Genomic DNA, 15201 nt, shown 5'->3' with positions numbered 1-15201 from the left:
GGTGGGGTGGCCAACAGGTCGCCACCCTCCCCTGGCGCCCCCTCTCCCGCGTAAGTATATGATTTAATTGAATTTTCTTTTTCTTTCTTTCTTTCTTCGTGCGGGCGCGTGGGGACGTGTTGTGGGGCGCCCCCTGCTAAAGTTGCTAAAGTGCTAGAGTTTGGGTCAAGGTGCTGATCTTGAACGCAAATTACCGCTTTATGGGGTTGCGAGAGTTCTGCTAGAGTTTTTGCTAGAGCGCCAGATTGCTCAGCCTCGCGGTTCTTGCGGCGGATCTCCTCCAGGGCCTTGAACGGGTCGAACAGGGGTAGATCGCTCATTACTGCCCGACCTCCCCGACGATGCGGTAGGTTTCCTTGAACCGCTTGCCGCCGATCTCCTGCTTCCCGGCAGGCTCTAGCCAGCCGAACCGCACCAGCGCCTCGACGCGGCGGTGGACCGTCTCGGCATCGCCCCGGAGGTGCTTCGGGGCGAACTGCTGGATGAGGGTTGGCGAGATCAGCTTGCCGACGCCCCAGGCCTCCGGATCGGCGAGCCACTCGGCCAGATCGTTCCGGGCCCGCGTCTCGGGGTCGAGGATCGCATGCCCCGTGAGGCGCAGAGCCTCTTTCAGGTAGAAGGTCCCGATCGCGATAGCCGACGCCATCGTCTCGGCCGAGATCATCACATCGAGGTATGAGCCAGCCCCGTTTGCCCGGCTGGGCCTCGCTACGTCTGGCGCCTCGAACAGCGTGAGGACGCCGGCGATGCGGGCCGCGTTCTCGGCCATCTTGTTCGCCGCGGCAGAAATCGGAGACCAGACCTTGCCCGGCCCAACCTCATCCTCAATCGACTGGCTGAACTGTTGGAACAGGGTCCAGGCGTCGGAGGTCAGGCCCAGCACAGGTGGTGCCAACTCGTTCCTCGCACCCTCGCGGATGGGCAACCCTACATCGAGGCAGCGGCGGCATTGGTCCCGGAAGGCAGTCAGTCGTGGATCCACGCCCGGGTTGGTGCCCCGGATCTGCCGGAAACCGATCTTGCTCTCGGGCATCATCACCAGGAAGCGGCCAACGATGCCCTGATCGTTGGCGAGCTCGTCGCCGATGAACGTCGAGGCGACGCGAGGCTGCGCGGCGAGACTGATCCCGACTCGGCGGCCGACGAAGGTCTGCGCATCGTTCGCGCGCACGCGCTGCGCCGATCCGTTGTCCCAGAGCTTCGACAGGCCCGTAACGGTTCGGGTGCGGGCTTCGGGGCCCATGCCGTGGCCGCCGAGGAACTGCCCGGCCTCGCTGGTGAAGATCCCCACGCTGGCGCGTCCGCAGCGCAGCAGGTTGATGAGGCCTTCGAGGTTCGGTTCTTCTGCGCGGATGATGGGTGTGACCGGCGGTACCGGCTCGCGCAGGGCCAGTAGGCGAGCCTCCCGTTCGGCGCGATCGATCTTGGTGTCTCGCTCGATCTTCTTCTTCTCGGCCTCGAACGCCGCCCATGCTGCCTTGAACCGGCGATCCTCCTCGGCGTGCTCAATCCGCAGCTTGGCTTCCTCATCAGCGACGGCGCGGAGCGCGAGGGTATCGCAAGCCGACTTGCGCTCGCCCGAGACGGCGATGGCCAGCATGAACAGCGACATCGGCACCGGGGCGGGCAGGCTCTCTACCTTCACGTCGGCGAGACCTTGGCTGACAAGCATCGCGGCAGACAGCACGCTATGCGCACACAGGGATCTGGGGGCCTGTACGTGCTCCTCTAGCGCCTCCACGGTAGCGCGCATCACGGGCGGCAGAGCCTCTATTGGGAAAGGAGGCGCCGTGCTCATGGCGGGCGCGATCGCCAGCCTGTCGCGCTCGATCACCGCCATCCCGTTCGGGCCACGCTCCGGCCGGTCGGGCGCCGGCATGACGGACACGCGTCGGACGCGCGAGAGGGCTTCGGCGGCGGCGTTCACCGGCATGCCTGGGAATCCTTCCGCACCGTGTCGTTAAGGTCTTTCGCACCCTCGGGCGGCCACACGATCTCGACGGCCCGGCCCGCACCGAGCCAACGGGCGCCGACCTGCTCGGCCGCGCGGGCGCTCGCGCCGTTGGCGTCGTTCTCGGCCAGCACGATCAGGGTGTGCACGTCGGCCAGCACCGGCAGCGCGGCGATGGCGCCCGAGCTACCCAGAGCCCAGGCCGGGGCGAGCCCGAGGTGCTGACGTGCGGTCAGCGTGGTCTCGATGCCCTCGCCAACGACGAGGAACCCGCCTCCACCTTCAACGGGATCGAACATGATGGCGGTGCCCGAGGCGACGCCGAACATGCGGCGACCGATCTTGCGGGCCCCGCTGTCGAGGCCGGTCCGGTGGACGCCGCGGACGCTGCCGGTGCGGATACAGCGCATCGGCGCGACAATCGCCGGGGCCGTCGCGTGGCCCCAGGCGCAATGCGGGTGAAACCGGATCGTCTCGTTCAACCGCTCGCGCAGATCGAGGCCGCGGCTGCGCAGGTAGGTCTCGGCCGGCGTTCCCTCGGGAGGTCGGGTGCTACGCCACATCTCCATGACGCGGCGTTGCCGCCACTCGGCCTCGGCGCGCTCCTGCGCCTCGGCCCGGTGGCGTGCCTCTTCTCGGCGCTGAATGGCGGCTGGGTGACGCTTGCATGTCTCCCGCCAGCGATCCTCTGCGAGGCCGAGGGCGGCAGCCACATGGTCACGGCAGGCGCGCCAGTCGTCCCCCGCGTGGGAATGGACGATGAAGCCATCCGGGGAGGTTTCGGACAGGCGCACGGATAGCGAGCGGTCGCGGTGGCTGTGCCCCGGCCCAGGGGCGAGGACATGCCGGCCAGCGACCTGTCCCCGCAGTGCAGAGGCGATTTCGGATAGGGTTGGCGTCATGCCCGACGCACCTCCTGTTCAAGGCGGTCGGTAAGAGCGGCAAGGCGGTCGCCCTGGCGGATCGTGAGGTTTCCGTGCTGGCGGGCGATGCCGTCGAGGAACCGGCGCTCCCATTCTGTCAGTCGCCACGGCTGGCTCTGGCAGAAAGCGACATGAGTGCGGTGCTGCTGCTCCTGTCGCGGCGTGTAGGCCCGGCGCCACCGGTACGCATGGAACTCGGGAACGGTGGCGGCCGGGGGCGCTGGCCGGACAGAAGACGTTGAAACGTCCTCTATCGATGCCCGCGTAGGAATGGCCGAGGCGAGATCGGTGAACCCGAGCCCCGCGCCGGTGAGGACGCGCCCGATCGCCCGGGCAGCGCCAAGGGCTTCACCGTCGACCGGTGAGCCGAGGACCGGCACGAGCCGGCGGACCTTTTCGGGGATCGGGCGCGCCTGGATCATGCCTTGGCGCCCCAGGTCTCGGGGACGGCGTAGGCCATTGCCGCGACGGCTGCGGCAACAGATGGGCTGAAATCAAACCGGGCCCGGAGCCGGGCAATCTGGATTTCAGTCGGGGTGGATGCTATCTCCGACGTGTCGCCTGCGAAAACGACACCTTTCGGAGACCCCGAGCGCCTGGCCGCGCCGGGGTTTCCTTCGTTAAGGGCCATGGTGTTGGCCTCCTGCTGGAATGCGCCGGCCGGCACGGCGCGGATGGATCCGGCCGACGGGGGAGCGCCCCGCCGATCTCGCGGGGTCAGGCGGCGGCGGTATCCGCGCCGTCCAGTTGAAGCAGTCGCCGCAACGGCGGCGTCGGGATCCTGAAAGCCTTGCCTGCCCGAATTGGCTTGATCGGGGTGCCGCTATTCAGCGCCCGGTAGGTTGCGCCACGGCCGAGCTGCAGCAGCCGGCCATAGGTTTCAGGATCAACCACCGCCTCGTGCATCACCTTCGCGATGTCATCGGCAATGGTCGGTGCAGGGGCTTCGGACATCGGTCGGCCTCGCGTGTGATCAAAAGTGACCCGCGATATTACTAGGGTGGAACCGAAGGCCGTGCAAGCCTATTGCGCCCAAAAATGACCCGCGATATTAGTCGGCCGTGGAGAGCAACCAATGAGCACGCTTGAGCACGAGTCCGCCCGCGGCAGGGGCCGCCCTGCCAAGACGGTGGAAGATCGCAAATCCGCGAGCATGAAATTCCGAACGCGCGAAGATTTGCGGGATAAAATTGAGGCCGCCGCTGCTACTGCAGGCCGCTCGGCTAGCGAAGAAGTAGAAGAGCGGATCAAGGCATCGTTCAATATTGAACCATTGCATCACATGGTGTTTGGCAATGGGAATGACGCGAAGAGGCTAATTTCGCTGTTACTAACGTCAATCAAAACTATCCAGGAATATGAGAACCCACATATTGGGCCGGGCTTGGGCACAGATGATTGGAGAGGTCCTGAACTAGAATGCGACCTAACCCGGGCGGCGCTTCGCAATGCCTTCTCCGTGATCATCAGTCAGGCGCTTCCGCCTCCTCGTGCTCCAGATCAGACAGGCCTCACTGCTGAACAGCAGCAGATGTATGCCCGCGCGCTCAATCACATGAAGGGCTTTGGCATCGAGTTCGCCGAGCTAATCACAGGGCAAAGGCCAGACCTCGCCGAAGCTCTCAACGCTGGCGGCGCTGCGGAACATTAAGCCACCAACAAGCATATACAAGCATCAACGAGCAGGATAATCTGTATTACGTCGCAACGTCTCTCGTGTTACTGTCGTTGACAGACACGGAGGCGTTCCATGGACAAGCAGCGGCTCAGTCGAACCCGAATTTTCCGCGCGGATCCTGCGCTGGATGCTGCGCTTGAGGCCGGCGCCGCTCGTGAGGGTGTGAAGGTCTCGGCCTTCATGCGCCGGGCCTTGGCATCCGTCGTGGGCCCCGACGAGCCGCCTCCGACTCCTCCCGCAGCGCCGGCCGTTCCTCTGCAGGCTGCCGCCTGATGGGCGAGGTCCGCACCCTCACGCCCCGCGCCGACTCTCCCGCTCGGCACGCCCTGACGGCCGCGGAGACGTGGGCGCTGATGGCCGAGGCCCTGCGGGCGTCCAGCTCCCTCGCGGCGCGGGCGGCTGCTGCTATCGAGGCCGGCGCACCCCCTGCCGAGTGTTTCGCGGCCGTCGCCCGACTGGATGAGCAGAACATGGCCGCCGGCCGGATCGCCGCGAGCCTGATGGCGGCCGCGGTCGCCGCCAACGATGCCCCGGGAGCTGCCTAACATGTTGGCCGGCATCGCCTTCGTCCCCGTACCGGCAGCCAACGTCGCGCAGCTCTGGCCGCAGGCCGAAGGGCACCTGCGCCGGGCGTGTCAGCGCAGTGTGGGCGACATGAGCCCGGAGACGCTATTCCTCGACTGCTTGGCGGGGCGCAGCGTGCTCTGCCTCATCGTGGACGGCCGCACCGATACCGCCACCATCCCGGCCGCGGCGATCGTCCATTTCCCCCGCCAAGTAGACGGCTCCCTCGCGTGCGAACTGCGCGCCGCTGGCGGCCGTGCCTTGGCGATCTGGCGGCATGTCATCCCCGAATTCGAGGCGTGGGCTCGCCACGTCGGCGCCACCACCGCGCGGCTCTGCGGCCGCCGGGGCTGGGAGCGCGTGTTCCCGGGCTACCGCGCCCGTCCCCTCGTCTCGCTCGTAAAGGATCTCTAAAATGCCGGGCGGACAGACCTCGACCACGAACAGCACGCAGGTCGCCGACAAGACGCCCTGGAGCCCGGCAATTCCGGGGCTCACGTCCGTTCTGGGCGACGCGTCCAACCTCTACAATTCTGGAGTCGGCAGCCAAGTCTACGGCGGGCCGACGGTCGCCGGCCTGACGCCCCTGCAGAACCAGGGCATCCAGTCCATCAGCGACCAGTTCAACGCGGACAACTCGGCCGGCATCGGCCTGACCGCGCTGCAGAACATCGCCATGAGCAATGGCGGCGTGAGCTACAACGGGCCGCAGCTCGACGGCAACGGCCTGTCCTCCGGCACCGTGGGTGCGCTCGGGCAGCTTCAAGGCGTGCAGGGCGCCGATCTCTCGGGCCTGAACAACTTCATCGGTTCGACCTACGGCAGCCAGTCGCCGATCAACCAGACCGCCAACTCGTTCATGAACGGGTCGCGGGACATTCAGACCAGCCCGATCTTCCAGGGGCTGCTGGGCGCCGACATGCAGCCGACGAGCTCGGCCACCAACCTGCAGGCGCAGGCCAACGGCTCGCTGCTCGACCCAACCAAGAACCCCTACCTGCAAGCCGCCGTCGCGGCCTCCAACCAGAACGTCGATAACGCCACCAAGGCCGCTTTCGCGGCGTCCGGCCGGTATGGTTCTGGCAACTTCGCTGCTGCGCAGGCCAAGGCTATCAATGATACCGACACCCAACTGTATGCCAATCAGTATAACCAAGCGGCGGCCAATCAGCTTGCCGCTAATCAGCAAATCGACACCGCGAACCAGAACGCGATCAGCCTCGGGAATACGCTGGGCAACAGCCTCACGAACGTCGCGAGCTTGAATAATCAGCAGCGCTTGTCTGGTGCCGGTTTGCAGCAGGCACAGAACGCGCAGCAGCTCGGCGCCCTGAACGACCAGTTGCAGGGTCAGGAGTTCAACAGCGGCTTGGATCTGTCGAAGGCGACAACCGCCTTGGGCGCCTATCAGCAGGGCACCGCGAACGCGATGTCCAACGCCATGAACTCGGCCAACACCTCGTTGGCCAGCCAGGCACAGGCAATCCAGGCGGCGCAGGCAATCCCCGGTCTCGATGCGTCTCGGTACGCCCCGGCGGCACAGCTCATTCAGGGCGGCGCGATCCAGCAGGCGCAGAACCAATCCTACCTCGACGCCGCGCAGCAGTATTTCAATGCTCAGCAGCAGACCCCATGGCAGGCCCTGTCGCAATATGCGGCCTTCCCGACCGCGATTGCCGGGCTGGGCGGGACGCAGGTTACGCAGGGCACGCAGCAAACCCAGACCAGCGGGCCGAGCCTCGGGCAGACGCTGCTGGGCGGCGGCCTCGGCCTTTTGAGCCTCGGCACGGGGTCGAACAACGCGACCATCGGCGGCAAGCTCCTGGGCGGCATCGGCAGCATGTTCGGTTCCGACGAGAGGATGAAGACCGATATTCACGAGGTCGGCGAGCTGCACGACGGGCAGAAGATCTACCGCTACCGCTACGGCGACGACCCCCGGACCCAGATCGGCCTCCTCGCTCAGGAGGTGCAGAAGGCGAGCCCCGATGCGGTCGGCCCAATCGGTCTCGGCGATCTCCTGGGCGTCGACTACGGCGAGGCCACCGCCGCGGCGGCCCGGATGGCGGCCAAGGGCAGCAAGGGCGGCGGCGGTGGCTCCTCGGGCAGTTCCGCCCCTGCCGCGCCTCCGCGGGGGCTGCTGGCGGGCCTGACCGCGCCGGACAGCGCGTCCGTCGATCGGCCGCGCGTGACGATCCTAGTTTCGGGCCATTCGGGATCCGACCCGAGGATCGCCGATGCCTCTGGCGAACTCGGCGGCCTGCTGTCCTTGATGATGGCCCCGGGCGGTTCTCACATCGACCATGGCGCGGCCGGCGGCCTCCTCGCCCACGCGATGCAGGGCTTGATCCCGCAAGAACCCGCTCCGATCCGCCGCGACAAGCCGAAGCCCCCGGCCAGCGGCAAGCGCCGCGCGGCGGCTTGAGGGAAGCGCCATGGATCGCCTCGACGCCCCCGAGACCCTGCCGGACAGCGTGTCGGCCGACCGCGAGCCCCCGACGCCCCTGCAGGCGCGGATCGGGGCCTGCTGCGCCGAGACGGCCGCGAGCTTCCGGGCCATCGCGGCGGTGAGCGCTCAGACCGCCGCACTCCTCGAGGCCGGGACCGGCTCCGTCGAGGATCTGGTCGGCCTCGTGCAGGCCTACGAACAGCTCAACGAGCAGGCCGGCGCCCGGCTGGCATGCCTCGGCGCCGCCGTCTCCTCCGCGGGGTCGGCATGACCGCCCGCGCTCTCCCTCCCGCTCGAAAGGTCCGCCCGTGAGCGCCGGTCTCAGCTTCGGAACCATCCCCGCATTCGCGGACCTCACACCTGACCAGCAGGCGCAGGTTATGGCCGCCCTGCAGCAGGGTCAGCCTGCACCTGGACCGGTGGCTAAGAGCCCGATCGGCGGGCTTCTCGGGCACGTCGACCCGCAGACCGATCCGCAGGGGCCTCGGCCGGTCGCGATGACGGAGGAGGATGCGCAGCGCATGGAGCGGGCGATGGCCTCGCCGCAGGATCGTGCCGCCCTCGGCCCCGTGCCCGGCTCGCCCGACGCCCTGCTGTACGACCGCGCCGGCATGGGTGGCGCACCCAACGGGTTCACCGGCTCGGCCGACCCGATGGGCTCGCGCATGATCCCGATGCCGCCACAACGGCCGTCCGATGATGCTTTGGCCTACCCGCAGGCGACCGGCGGCGTCTCGGGCATGAACCCCGGCATCCCGCAGGGGCAGACGATTGCGGCCAGCAAGGCCGTCCCTGGCCCGGCGCCGAACCAGTATCTGCCCGCCACTCCGGCCGACCGCGATACGGAGCGCACCGGCGGCCGTCCGCTCGCTGGCGACTTCGACCCGCTGACGGGGCAGCCGATCTCTGGGCAGCCGCGTGCGCTCGGGGCCACGCAGGGCGGGGTTTCACCTTCGAGTGCTGCGGCTGCCACCGCCGCCTCTGCCAACCAGGGCGCGCAGCCCGGCCTCATGGATCGATTTCTCGCCGGCCTGAACAACCCGGATACCTCGAACCTGTTGCGCTCGCTCAGCATCGGTCTGCTGACGCAGCGCGGCATCGGTCCCGGTCTCGGCGCTGGCCTCGCGCAGTATCAGTCCAGCCAGAACGGATCGCTCAAGCAGCAGCTCGAACAGATCAAGTTCATGCAGGACCAGCAGGGCCGGCAGGACACCTATAACCACTTGGTCAACAACCTGAAGCTCGATCCGGTCGCGGCGCGGGCCGCTATGGGTAATCCGACGCTGCTGTCGAATGTTTTGGCGCAGTCCAAGCCGAACTATCAGACGGTCGGCGGGCAGATCTACGACTTGTCGAAGAATGGCGGGGTGCCGGGGCCGGGCAACCTGATTGGGTCTGCCAGTGTCCCGCTCGACCAGGAGGTGAAGAAGGCCGACGCCCTTGCGACCGTGAAGGATGCTCACGAGAAGGACGACGTCGTTCTGCAGTCTGACGGCCAGGGCGGGACGATCGCGGTACGCAAGAGCAGCCTGTTCCCGGACAAAGCCTCTGCCCCGGCGAGCGAGGGCGGCGCTTCCGGCGCGGCAGGCGCGGATCCGAACATCAGGACGATCGTCCCGCCGCAGCCCGACAAGAAGGCGAATGAAGGTCTCGACAAGCTGATCGGCGATAACATTACGGGCGGTTATCAGAAGGCCCAGGGCGCGGTCGGTACGCTCGCTGCGATCAGCCGGCAGAAGGAAGCGCTCGACAAGGGTGTGATCTCCGGCTCGGGCGCCGACTGGCGGACCCAGGCTCAGGCCATCGGTGCGCAGCTCCTCGGCATCGACCCGAGCCAGTTGAACGCTTCGTACAACTTCGACGCCGCCTCGACGCAGAAGCAGGCCGAGCTCGCCAAGGCCGTCTCTCAGGCCGGGCACACCACCAACATGGATTTGCAGCTCGGCAAGACCATCGCGGGCGGCGACCGGTCGAAGACGGAGCAGGCCCTGCGCCAGATCGTCGACGCGCAGGAGACCTTGGCCCGGCACGCGATCGACGCGCACAACGCCTCGCTCGACCGGTACGCCAAGATCGCCCCTGAGGCCGCGGCGCGGACGGGGTTCTTCCACGTCGATACGCCCGAGGTCTACCGGTACGGCCAGGGCACCCCGAACCCGCTGGCCGACCCCGGCGCGCGCCTGCCGTCCTCCAACGCCATCCCGAGCCTGGACGTGAACCAGTCTCACGAGTTCAACGGCATGAAGATCCGACGGGTGCGCTGATGCCGACCTACAGCCTCTCCGGGCCCGATGGGGCCGAATACGAGATCGACGCCCCCGACGAAAACGCGGCCTACAAGCTGTATCAGGGCATCGGTCCTGCCTCGAACCCGCCGGCCGCGACCACGACGGATCTGCCCGCCGCAGGCCTGCCCGGGGACGCCTCCGCGGCGGTCGGGCGGGGGCTCATCAATGGCGTGCCGATCGTCGGGCCCTACGCCTTGTCGGGCCTGGAGCATGCCGCCGCGGGCGTGCGCTCGCTGCAGAACGATACCAAGTTCTCGGACGAGCTGAAGAACGTCCAGGGCTTCAGCCAGGGCACGGCCGACGCACACCCCTACGCTACCACCGGAGGCGAGATCGCGGGCGGCGTGATCGGCACCGCGCCCGCCATCGCGGCGGCGCCCGCGGCGTTCGGGGCGGGTGCGGCGGCTCTGCCCGCCCGCATGGCGGCCTCGATGTTCTCGGGGACCGGCATCGGTGCGGTGGACTCTGCCGTGCGCCACGACGGGGACTTAGACGCCGTTCGCCAGGGCGCGCAGTATGGCGCGATCGGTGGCGCAATTGCCCCCGCTGCAGGCGCCACCATCGGGGCGGGCATCCGGAAATTCTACGACCTGTTCGGCGGCCTACGCTCGGCCGACAGCGGCTTCGGCTCGGCCGCCACGCGGATCCTGGGCGAGGATGTCGCCAACTCGGGCGGCGTTGATGCCGTGCGTGGGCGTCTGACCGAACTCGGCACGCCCGCCATGCTGCTCGATGCCAGCCCGTCGCTCCAAGGTCAGGCACAAGGTTTGGCGGTGCGGCCCGAGACCCGGGAGGCTGTCACGGCTCCGATTATGGCGCGCACCGCCGGCACCAGCGACCGGCTCGGCCAGGACGTGAACGCGGCACTTGGCCCGGCCCAGAGCGCCCCGAGCGCGACCGTGGATCTGCGCGGACAGCGGATGACCCCGAACCAAGCCATCGGCGCGGCGGTCGACGGGGCTCCCAATCCCGTCAGTGCGCAGAACGTGATCCATGCCATTGATGGCCGTTTGCCTCTGGCCCGGGGGTCAGAGGAAGCCGTTCTACGTCGGGCTCGGGGCATGCTGGCGCGAGACGACGTGGACGGGTTCGAGCAGGTCGCGAACGACCCCCGCATCCTGCACAACGTGAAACAAGAGATGGACACCGTCATCAACTATGGGGCGCCCGATCTCGGGGTGCAGCCCGGCGCGCAGACCCGCAAGGACAGCGCCGCGCAGATGGTCCGCTCGCACCTGAACGAGCTGCTGCGCGATGGCGTGCCGGGGTATGCCGCGGCCAACGACGCATCGTCCGCGCTGGCCCGGCAGATCGAAGCTGTGCAAGCCGGTAGCGATCTACTGCGGTCAGGGCAGGGCGCTACGTCACCGGCCGACCTCGCGCGTCAGCTCGGCGGCATGGCACCGGCCGAGCGCGCCGCGATGGCGCAGGGGTCTCGCGCCGCGATTGATCAGGCGGTGGGCACGAAACCGAACGACCTCACGGCCCTGCAGCAGCTCCTGCAGATCGACCCCCGTAGCGGGCAGGGCGGGTGGAACGCTCAGAACCTCGCCCAGCTTCACGGGCAAGATCCGGTCAACCGGATCGTCGGCGCGGTGAACCGCGAGCGGGCTTTCACCGACGCGGACAGCAACATCGTCCGGAACAGCCAGACCGCGCAGCGGACCCAAGCCGCGGACCGGATCGCACCGCGCACGACGATGGGTGATGATCTCGGGGGGACCATGGCGGGCCTCGTCGGCGGCCCGAAGGGATATGCCCTGTCCCAGGCGGCACGGGCTGGCAAGGCGGCCATCAACGCCATGGGGCGCGAGGCTGACGTGGCCCGCAACCAGGATCTGGCGCGCGCCGTCACCCTACCGCAGGGCGACCGCTTGGATGCCTTGCTGGCAGCGATCCAGGCGCGCGGCGTGACGCAGCAGAGGGCGGCGGCGCTCGGCCAGCTCGGGGCGCGTGGAACGCAGGCAGCGCTGCTGTCTCAGTCGGATCGGGCAGGTCCTTATTTCCCAACCGTCCTGCCAGCATTTGGGCGGTGACCGACCCATGCATACAGCCCAGCGGCGAGCCAAACGACGATGAGCGCGGCCCAAGCTCCAGCCTTGCCGATGTGCTCGACGAGCCAAGCATCGAAGCTCGGCACGATCGCACTCAGAGTCCATCCGATCACCGTCATCACGACGGCGAAGACGATGAGGACGGTCAGAGGTTCTGCCCAGCGGCGCATACCTGAGAATGTGGCCCTGCCTCGGCATTCTGTCGATAGGCGCCACATCCGCCAGAATTGGCCCAGAACGGGTGATAGCCAGAAACCGCACTCTGCCACTCGGGGGCGCCCCATGGCCGCCAGCGGTCCGGATTTCGCAACAATGGGGCTTTCCCGATGAGCACTGGCTTCGGCTCACTGCCTTCGTTCGCCGCGGGCGACGATCAGAACCCGCTGAGCCCTGCGCTTCAGCAGCTTCTTCAACAGCAGCAGATCGCCCAGGCGCAAGGACAGGGCGGCATGGGCCAGGACGTGCCCGCGGCCACGCCACCAGGGTACTCGGGGTTCACGCCCTCGACGCCGCCGACCGGGGCGCCGACGCCCGTGGTCCAGCCCAGCGCGCAGGCGGCCGGCGCGGGCCTCCTGTCCATGATGGGTCCGAACAGCGCCGAGGCGGCGACGCCCGACCCCAACGACATCCGCAGCCGGTTCATCTCGACGCTGCAGCAGGGCGGCCTGACCAACCCGAATGGCCTCGGCGCCGTCGCAGCTTACGCGCAGCACGAGAGCGGCTACAGCCCGAGCAACATCACGGGGAGCTGGTCCGATCCGAGCCAGAGCGGGCAGCCCGGCACGTCGGGCGGGATCCTGTCGTGGCGGGCCGACCGCCTCGCCAACATGAAGGCGTTCACGGCCGGCGCTTCCGACCCCGTGACGGCGCAGGCCAACTTCCTGCTGCAGGAGAACCCGCAACTGACGCAGGCCCTGCAGAACGCCCAGAGCCCGCAGGAGGCCAACCGCCTGATGGCGGGTGCGTGGAAGTTTCAGGGGTACGATCAGCCCGGCGGCGAGAACGCGGCGCGGCTGGCGACGACGCAGGCTTATGCCAACAGCTTCGGACCCGGTCAGGCGTTGCCCGCCACCGGCAGGCCGCGCGGCGCATCGATGGGCTCAACCGCGCAACAGGGCGGCTTCGGCCTCGGCGGCATCGTCGGGCAAGGTTCTGCCGTCCCGGGGCAGATCTCGCCGACACCCGACGTAGCCTCCCTCTCGGGGCAGCCGACCGCGCTGGACGGGACGCAGGCGCCGCAGCAGGACGCCAGCCCTTATGGCGGCATCGCCAGCGCGCTTAAGAGCCTCGCGGCAGGGCAGCAGAAGCAGAGCCAGAAGGCGGCGGGCGGCGGGGGCATGGCGCCCCCGAAGATGGACGGCCGCGCGATGACGCTGCAGCAGGCGCGGCAGCAGTTCGACCCGAGCCGGTTCTACTCGATGCTGCCGCGTGGCGGGCGGACTGGTTGAGCAGCCTGCGCGGCGGGGCGGGTGTCGAGGCGTCAGGCACCTCTCTTGCAGACCGTCGTTTGCTCCTTCCTGGGTGCGACCCTGCACGAGATATCTTGCGATGGTGGCCTCGGCTCGCATGCGGACGGTGAGCGACTGGACGGACGAGGGTTACCGCGGCCTGCGCATTCTGAAATGCACGTCCTGCCGAGCCATGACGTGGCGGACTTGGGATCAACTTCAGGCCCACGGGGCGGAGGAGGTTCTGGCAATCGCGCAGCGCTTTCACTGCGGGAAGTGCGATCAGATCCCGGCCGGGCTTCCGGTCGTGGTGAGTACCGGCCGATAGCGCTACCAACCGCCCCGGGGCGCCGACTCCCCCTGCGGATCGTAGGTCTGGCCGTGCTGCCCGGGCATGGGCTCAAGATGGCGGGCGTTAGAACGGGTAACGGATTGCCAGGAGGGAAAATGCCAATCGGGCAGCAGTCGGATGAACAGTTCTGGCGCTACGGGCTTGACCTTCAACAACCTCATCGCTTCTCATTCGCTGTAAGGCCCCGTCAATGGCCACTCTCGATCAAACCCTACAAGTCTTCCGGGCACTCCTTGAGGCCGATCCGCCGGTAGCGATCGGCGAGGCAGATGAGGCCATCTGGGCCTACTTGGTGCCAATCCAGGGTCTCAGCGCCCAAGCAGAAGCGCTCGAGGTGCTCAGGTACAAAGCTGCCGAGCTAGATGGGACCTCAGCGTTCATGCCACGCCTGATGGAGGATCTTGATCGTCATAAAGAACGACTGAGTGAGAGGGCCGTCTGAACCTCGTTGCCATGCAAGGCGTCATCGCCGGGTGTGCGATCCTTCGATTTGAGGCAAACTCGAATGACCCGGCTGGCAGAGCTGCAGAATGATCTCGCGTTTCGGCAAGCTGTGCTAGCCGTGCGCGGGGCCTCCAGCACCTTGAGCGGCCGTGAAGTTACTGAGGCTGAGGCTCAGTTCCTCGTCGGTATCGCGCTGGCAACTTTCGCGAACGCGGGTGGCCTGAGCGAGCCAAGTCTCGGTCACCTCGCGCAGTTCTCGGGCAAGCTGGGGCCGAACGAGACGGTCGACAGTTTGACGAAACACTGAGGGCACCCCGCGGATCTAGCCCACGGGGCGATCGGCTCTTACTTCCCGCTGGGGGCGGCGCCGCTACCGGTGGCGCCGTTGCCCGAACCGCTGCCGGCGGGCGCGCCGGGTGTGCTGACGGGCGGGCCACCGCTAGTGCCAGGCCCCGTACCTGTGCTCATCGTACCCGTGCCCATAGAGCCGCTGCCGCTCTCCATGGACTTCTCAGAGTTGCTCTTTACCGAGCCCGGATTGTTCATGTTGCCCTCGGCGCTGCCGCCGCCGGCCGCAGTCTGAGCGACGGCGGCACTGGACACTGCAAGAGTGAGCGCGGCCGCTAAGGTCAGTATCTTCATCGGCATGGACGTTCCTCCATACGGATCAACACGATCCGGTTCGGGGCTGAACGTCGGCGCGGTCGATATCGTTCAAGCCGCCAACACGAAGCCGCCGCTAAAGATCGATGGCCCGACGTCAGCCTCTCTGCGCACGACGTCAGCCCGAATTGGGCGCACAGGGCAAGGCACAAGCCCCGATCTCTCAGAGTACAGCCACAGGTGCTCTGCGTGCCCGTATCAGCCGCTGATAGGGAGTAACGGGGGAGTACGGGGATCACGGGTCATCAGCTAATCGAGAACGGCGTTACCTCAGCCCTTGCCGATGCTGTGGAAGACCCGTTCTGATCCCGCCTGTGGGCGTTCCGCATATCAGTTTCGCCAGCGCCCAACGCGTAGCTTGGACCGACTTACAATCGATCGGCCTGA

Annotated in this window: 15 protein-coding genes; 10 read left to right on the top strand and 5 right to left on the bottom strand. The window is 67.5% G+C overall.

Going from position 1 to position 15201, the window contains the following annotated elements; genetic code table 11:
* Positions 1 to 319: 319 nt before the first annotated feature.
* The 4 genes from MKK75_RS14765 to MKK75_RS14750 form a co-directional block, all read right to left on the bottom strand.
* Positions 320 to 1927 (bottom strand): YfjI family protein, encoded by a 1608-nt coding sequence (locus tag MKK75_RS14765; RefSeq protein WP_244043308.1) that lies wholly within the window; start codon positions 1925 to 1927, stop codon positions 320 to 322.
* Positions 1924 to 2853, bottom strand: coding sequence for a toprim domain-containing protein (locus MKK75_RS14760; RefSeq protein WP_244043307.1), 930 nt, complete (start codon positions 2851 to 2853; stop codon positions 1924 to 1926). Before MKK75_RS14760 ends, MKK75_RS14765 begins: the two co-directional genes overlap by 4 nt.
* Complete coding sequence (locus tag MKK75_RS14755) at positions 2850 to 3296, bottom strand: hypothetical protein (RefSeq protein WP_244043306.1); 447 nt, start codon at positions 3294 to 3296, stop codon at positions 2850 to 2852. Before MKK75_RS14755 ends, MKK75_RS14760 begins: the two co-directional genes overlap by 4 nt.
* 295 nt (positions 3297 to 3591) lie before the next feature.
* Positions 3592 to 3828 (bottom strand): hypothetical protein, encoded by a 237-nt coding sequence (locus MKK75_RS14750; RefSeq protein ID WP_244043305.1) that lies wholly within the window; start codon positions 3826 to 3828, stop codon positions 3592 to 3594.
* A 121-nt stretch (positions 3829 to 3949) separates the two neighbouring features.
* On the opposite strand from MKK75_RS14750, the gene MKK75_RS14745 reads away from it, so the two are divergent.
* The 10 genes from MKK75_RS14745 (at position 3950) to MKK75_RS14700 (ending at position 14458) form a co-directional block, all read left to right on the top strand.
* Positions 3950 to 4525: a hypothetical protein gene (locus MKK75_RS14745; protein ID WP_244043304.1), complete on the top strand. Its 576-nt coding sequence runs from the start codon at positions 3950 to 3952 to the stop codon at positions 4523 to 4525.
* A 299-nt stretch (positions 4526 to 4824) separates the two neighbouring features.
* Positions 4825 to 5097, top strand: a complete 273-nt coding sequence (locus tag MKK75_RS14740) for a hypothetical protein (protein ID WP_244043303.1) — start codon at positions 4825 to 4827, stop codon at positions 5095 to 5097.
* 1 nt (position 5098) lies between these two features.
* Positions 5099 to 5530 carry a hypothetical protein gene (locus tag MKK75_RS14735; protein WP_244043302.1) on the top strand — a complete coding sequence of 144 codons (432 nt, stop codon included), beginning with the start codon at positions 5099 to 5101 and terminating at the stop codon, positions 5528 to 5530.
* Between the two features lies 1 nt (position 5531).
* Positions 5532 to 7541: a tail fiber domain-containing protein gene (locus tag MKK75_RS14730; RefSeq protein ID WP_244043301.1), complete on the top strand. Its 2010-nt coding sequence runs from the start codon at positions 5532 to 5534 to the stop codon at positions 7539 to 7541.
* Between the two features lie 10 nt (positions 7542 to 7551).
* Positions 7552 to 7836, top strand: coding sequence for a hypothetical protein (locus MKK75_RS14725; RefSeq protein ID WP_244043300.1), 285 nt, complete (start codon positions 7552 to 7554; stop codon positions 7834 to 7836).
* 469 nt (positions 7837 to 8305) lie between these two features.
* On the top strand, positions 8306 to 9829 hold the full coding sequence (locus MKK75_RS14720) for a hypothetical protein (protein WP_244043299.1): 1524 nt from the start codon (positions 8306 to 8308) through the stop codon (positions 9827 to 9829).
* Positions 9829 to 11889 carry a hypothetical protein gene (locus MKK75_RS14715; protein ID WP_244043298.1) on the top strand — a complete coding sequence of 687 codons (2061 nt, stop codon included), beginning with the start codon at positions 9829 to 9831 and terminating at the stop codon, positions 11887 to 11889. The genes MKK75_RS14720 and MKK75_RS14715 overlap by 1 nt, the downstream gene beginning before the upstream one ends.
* 344 nt (positions 11890 to 12233) lie before the next feature.
* The gene (locus MKK75_RS14710) at positions 12234 to 13355 is read left to right on the top strand and encodes a hypothetical protein (RefSeq protein WP_244043297.1); all 1122 of its coding nucleotides are present in this window, start codon (positions 12234 to 12236) and stop codon (positions 13353 to 13355) included.
* Between the two features lie 542 nt (positions 13356 to 13897).
* On the top strand, positions 13898 to 14149 hold the full coding sequence (locus tag MKK75_RS14705; protein WP_244043296.1) for a hypothetical protein: 252 nt from the start codon (positions 13898 to 13900) through the stop codon (positions 14147 to 14149).
* A 63-nt stretch (positions 14150 to 14212) separates the two neighbouring features.
* Positions 14213 to 14458 carry a hypothetical protein gene (locus tag MKK75_RS14700; protein WP_244043295.1) on the top strand — a complete coding sequence of 82 codons (246 nt, stop codon included), beginning with the start codon at positions 14213 to 14215 and terminating at the stop codon, positions 14456 to 14458.
* A gap of 38 nt (positions 14459 to 14496) precedes the next feature.
* Here the strand turns inward: MKK75_RS14700 and MKK75_RS14695 are convergent, their stop codons facing one another.
* Positions 14497 to 14799 carry a hypothetical protein gene (locus MKK75_RS14695; RefSeq protein ID WP_244043294.1) on the bottom strand — a complete coding sequence of 101 codons (303 nt, stop codon included), beginning with the start codon at positions 14797 to 14799 and terminating at the stop codon, positions 14497 to 14499.
* Positions 14800 to 15201 lie beyond the last annotated feature (402 nt).

Source organism: Methylobacterium sp. J-030 (assembly GCF_022829545.1).
Lineage (GTDB): Bacteria > Pseudomonadota > Alphaproteobacteria > Rhizobiales > Beijerinckiaceae > Methylobacterium.
The sequence above is the reverse complement of the archived record's forward strand: the minus strand, read 5'-3'. Positions and strand labels throughout refer to the sequence as shown.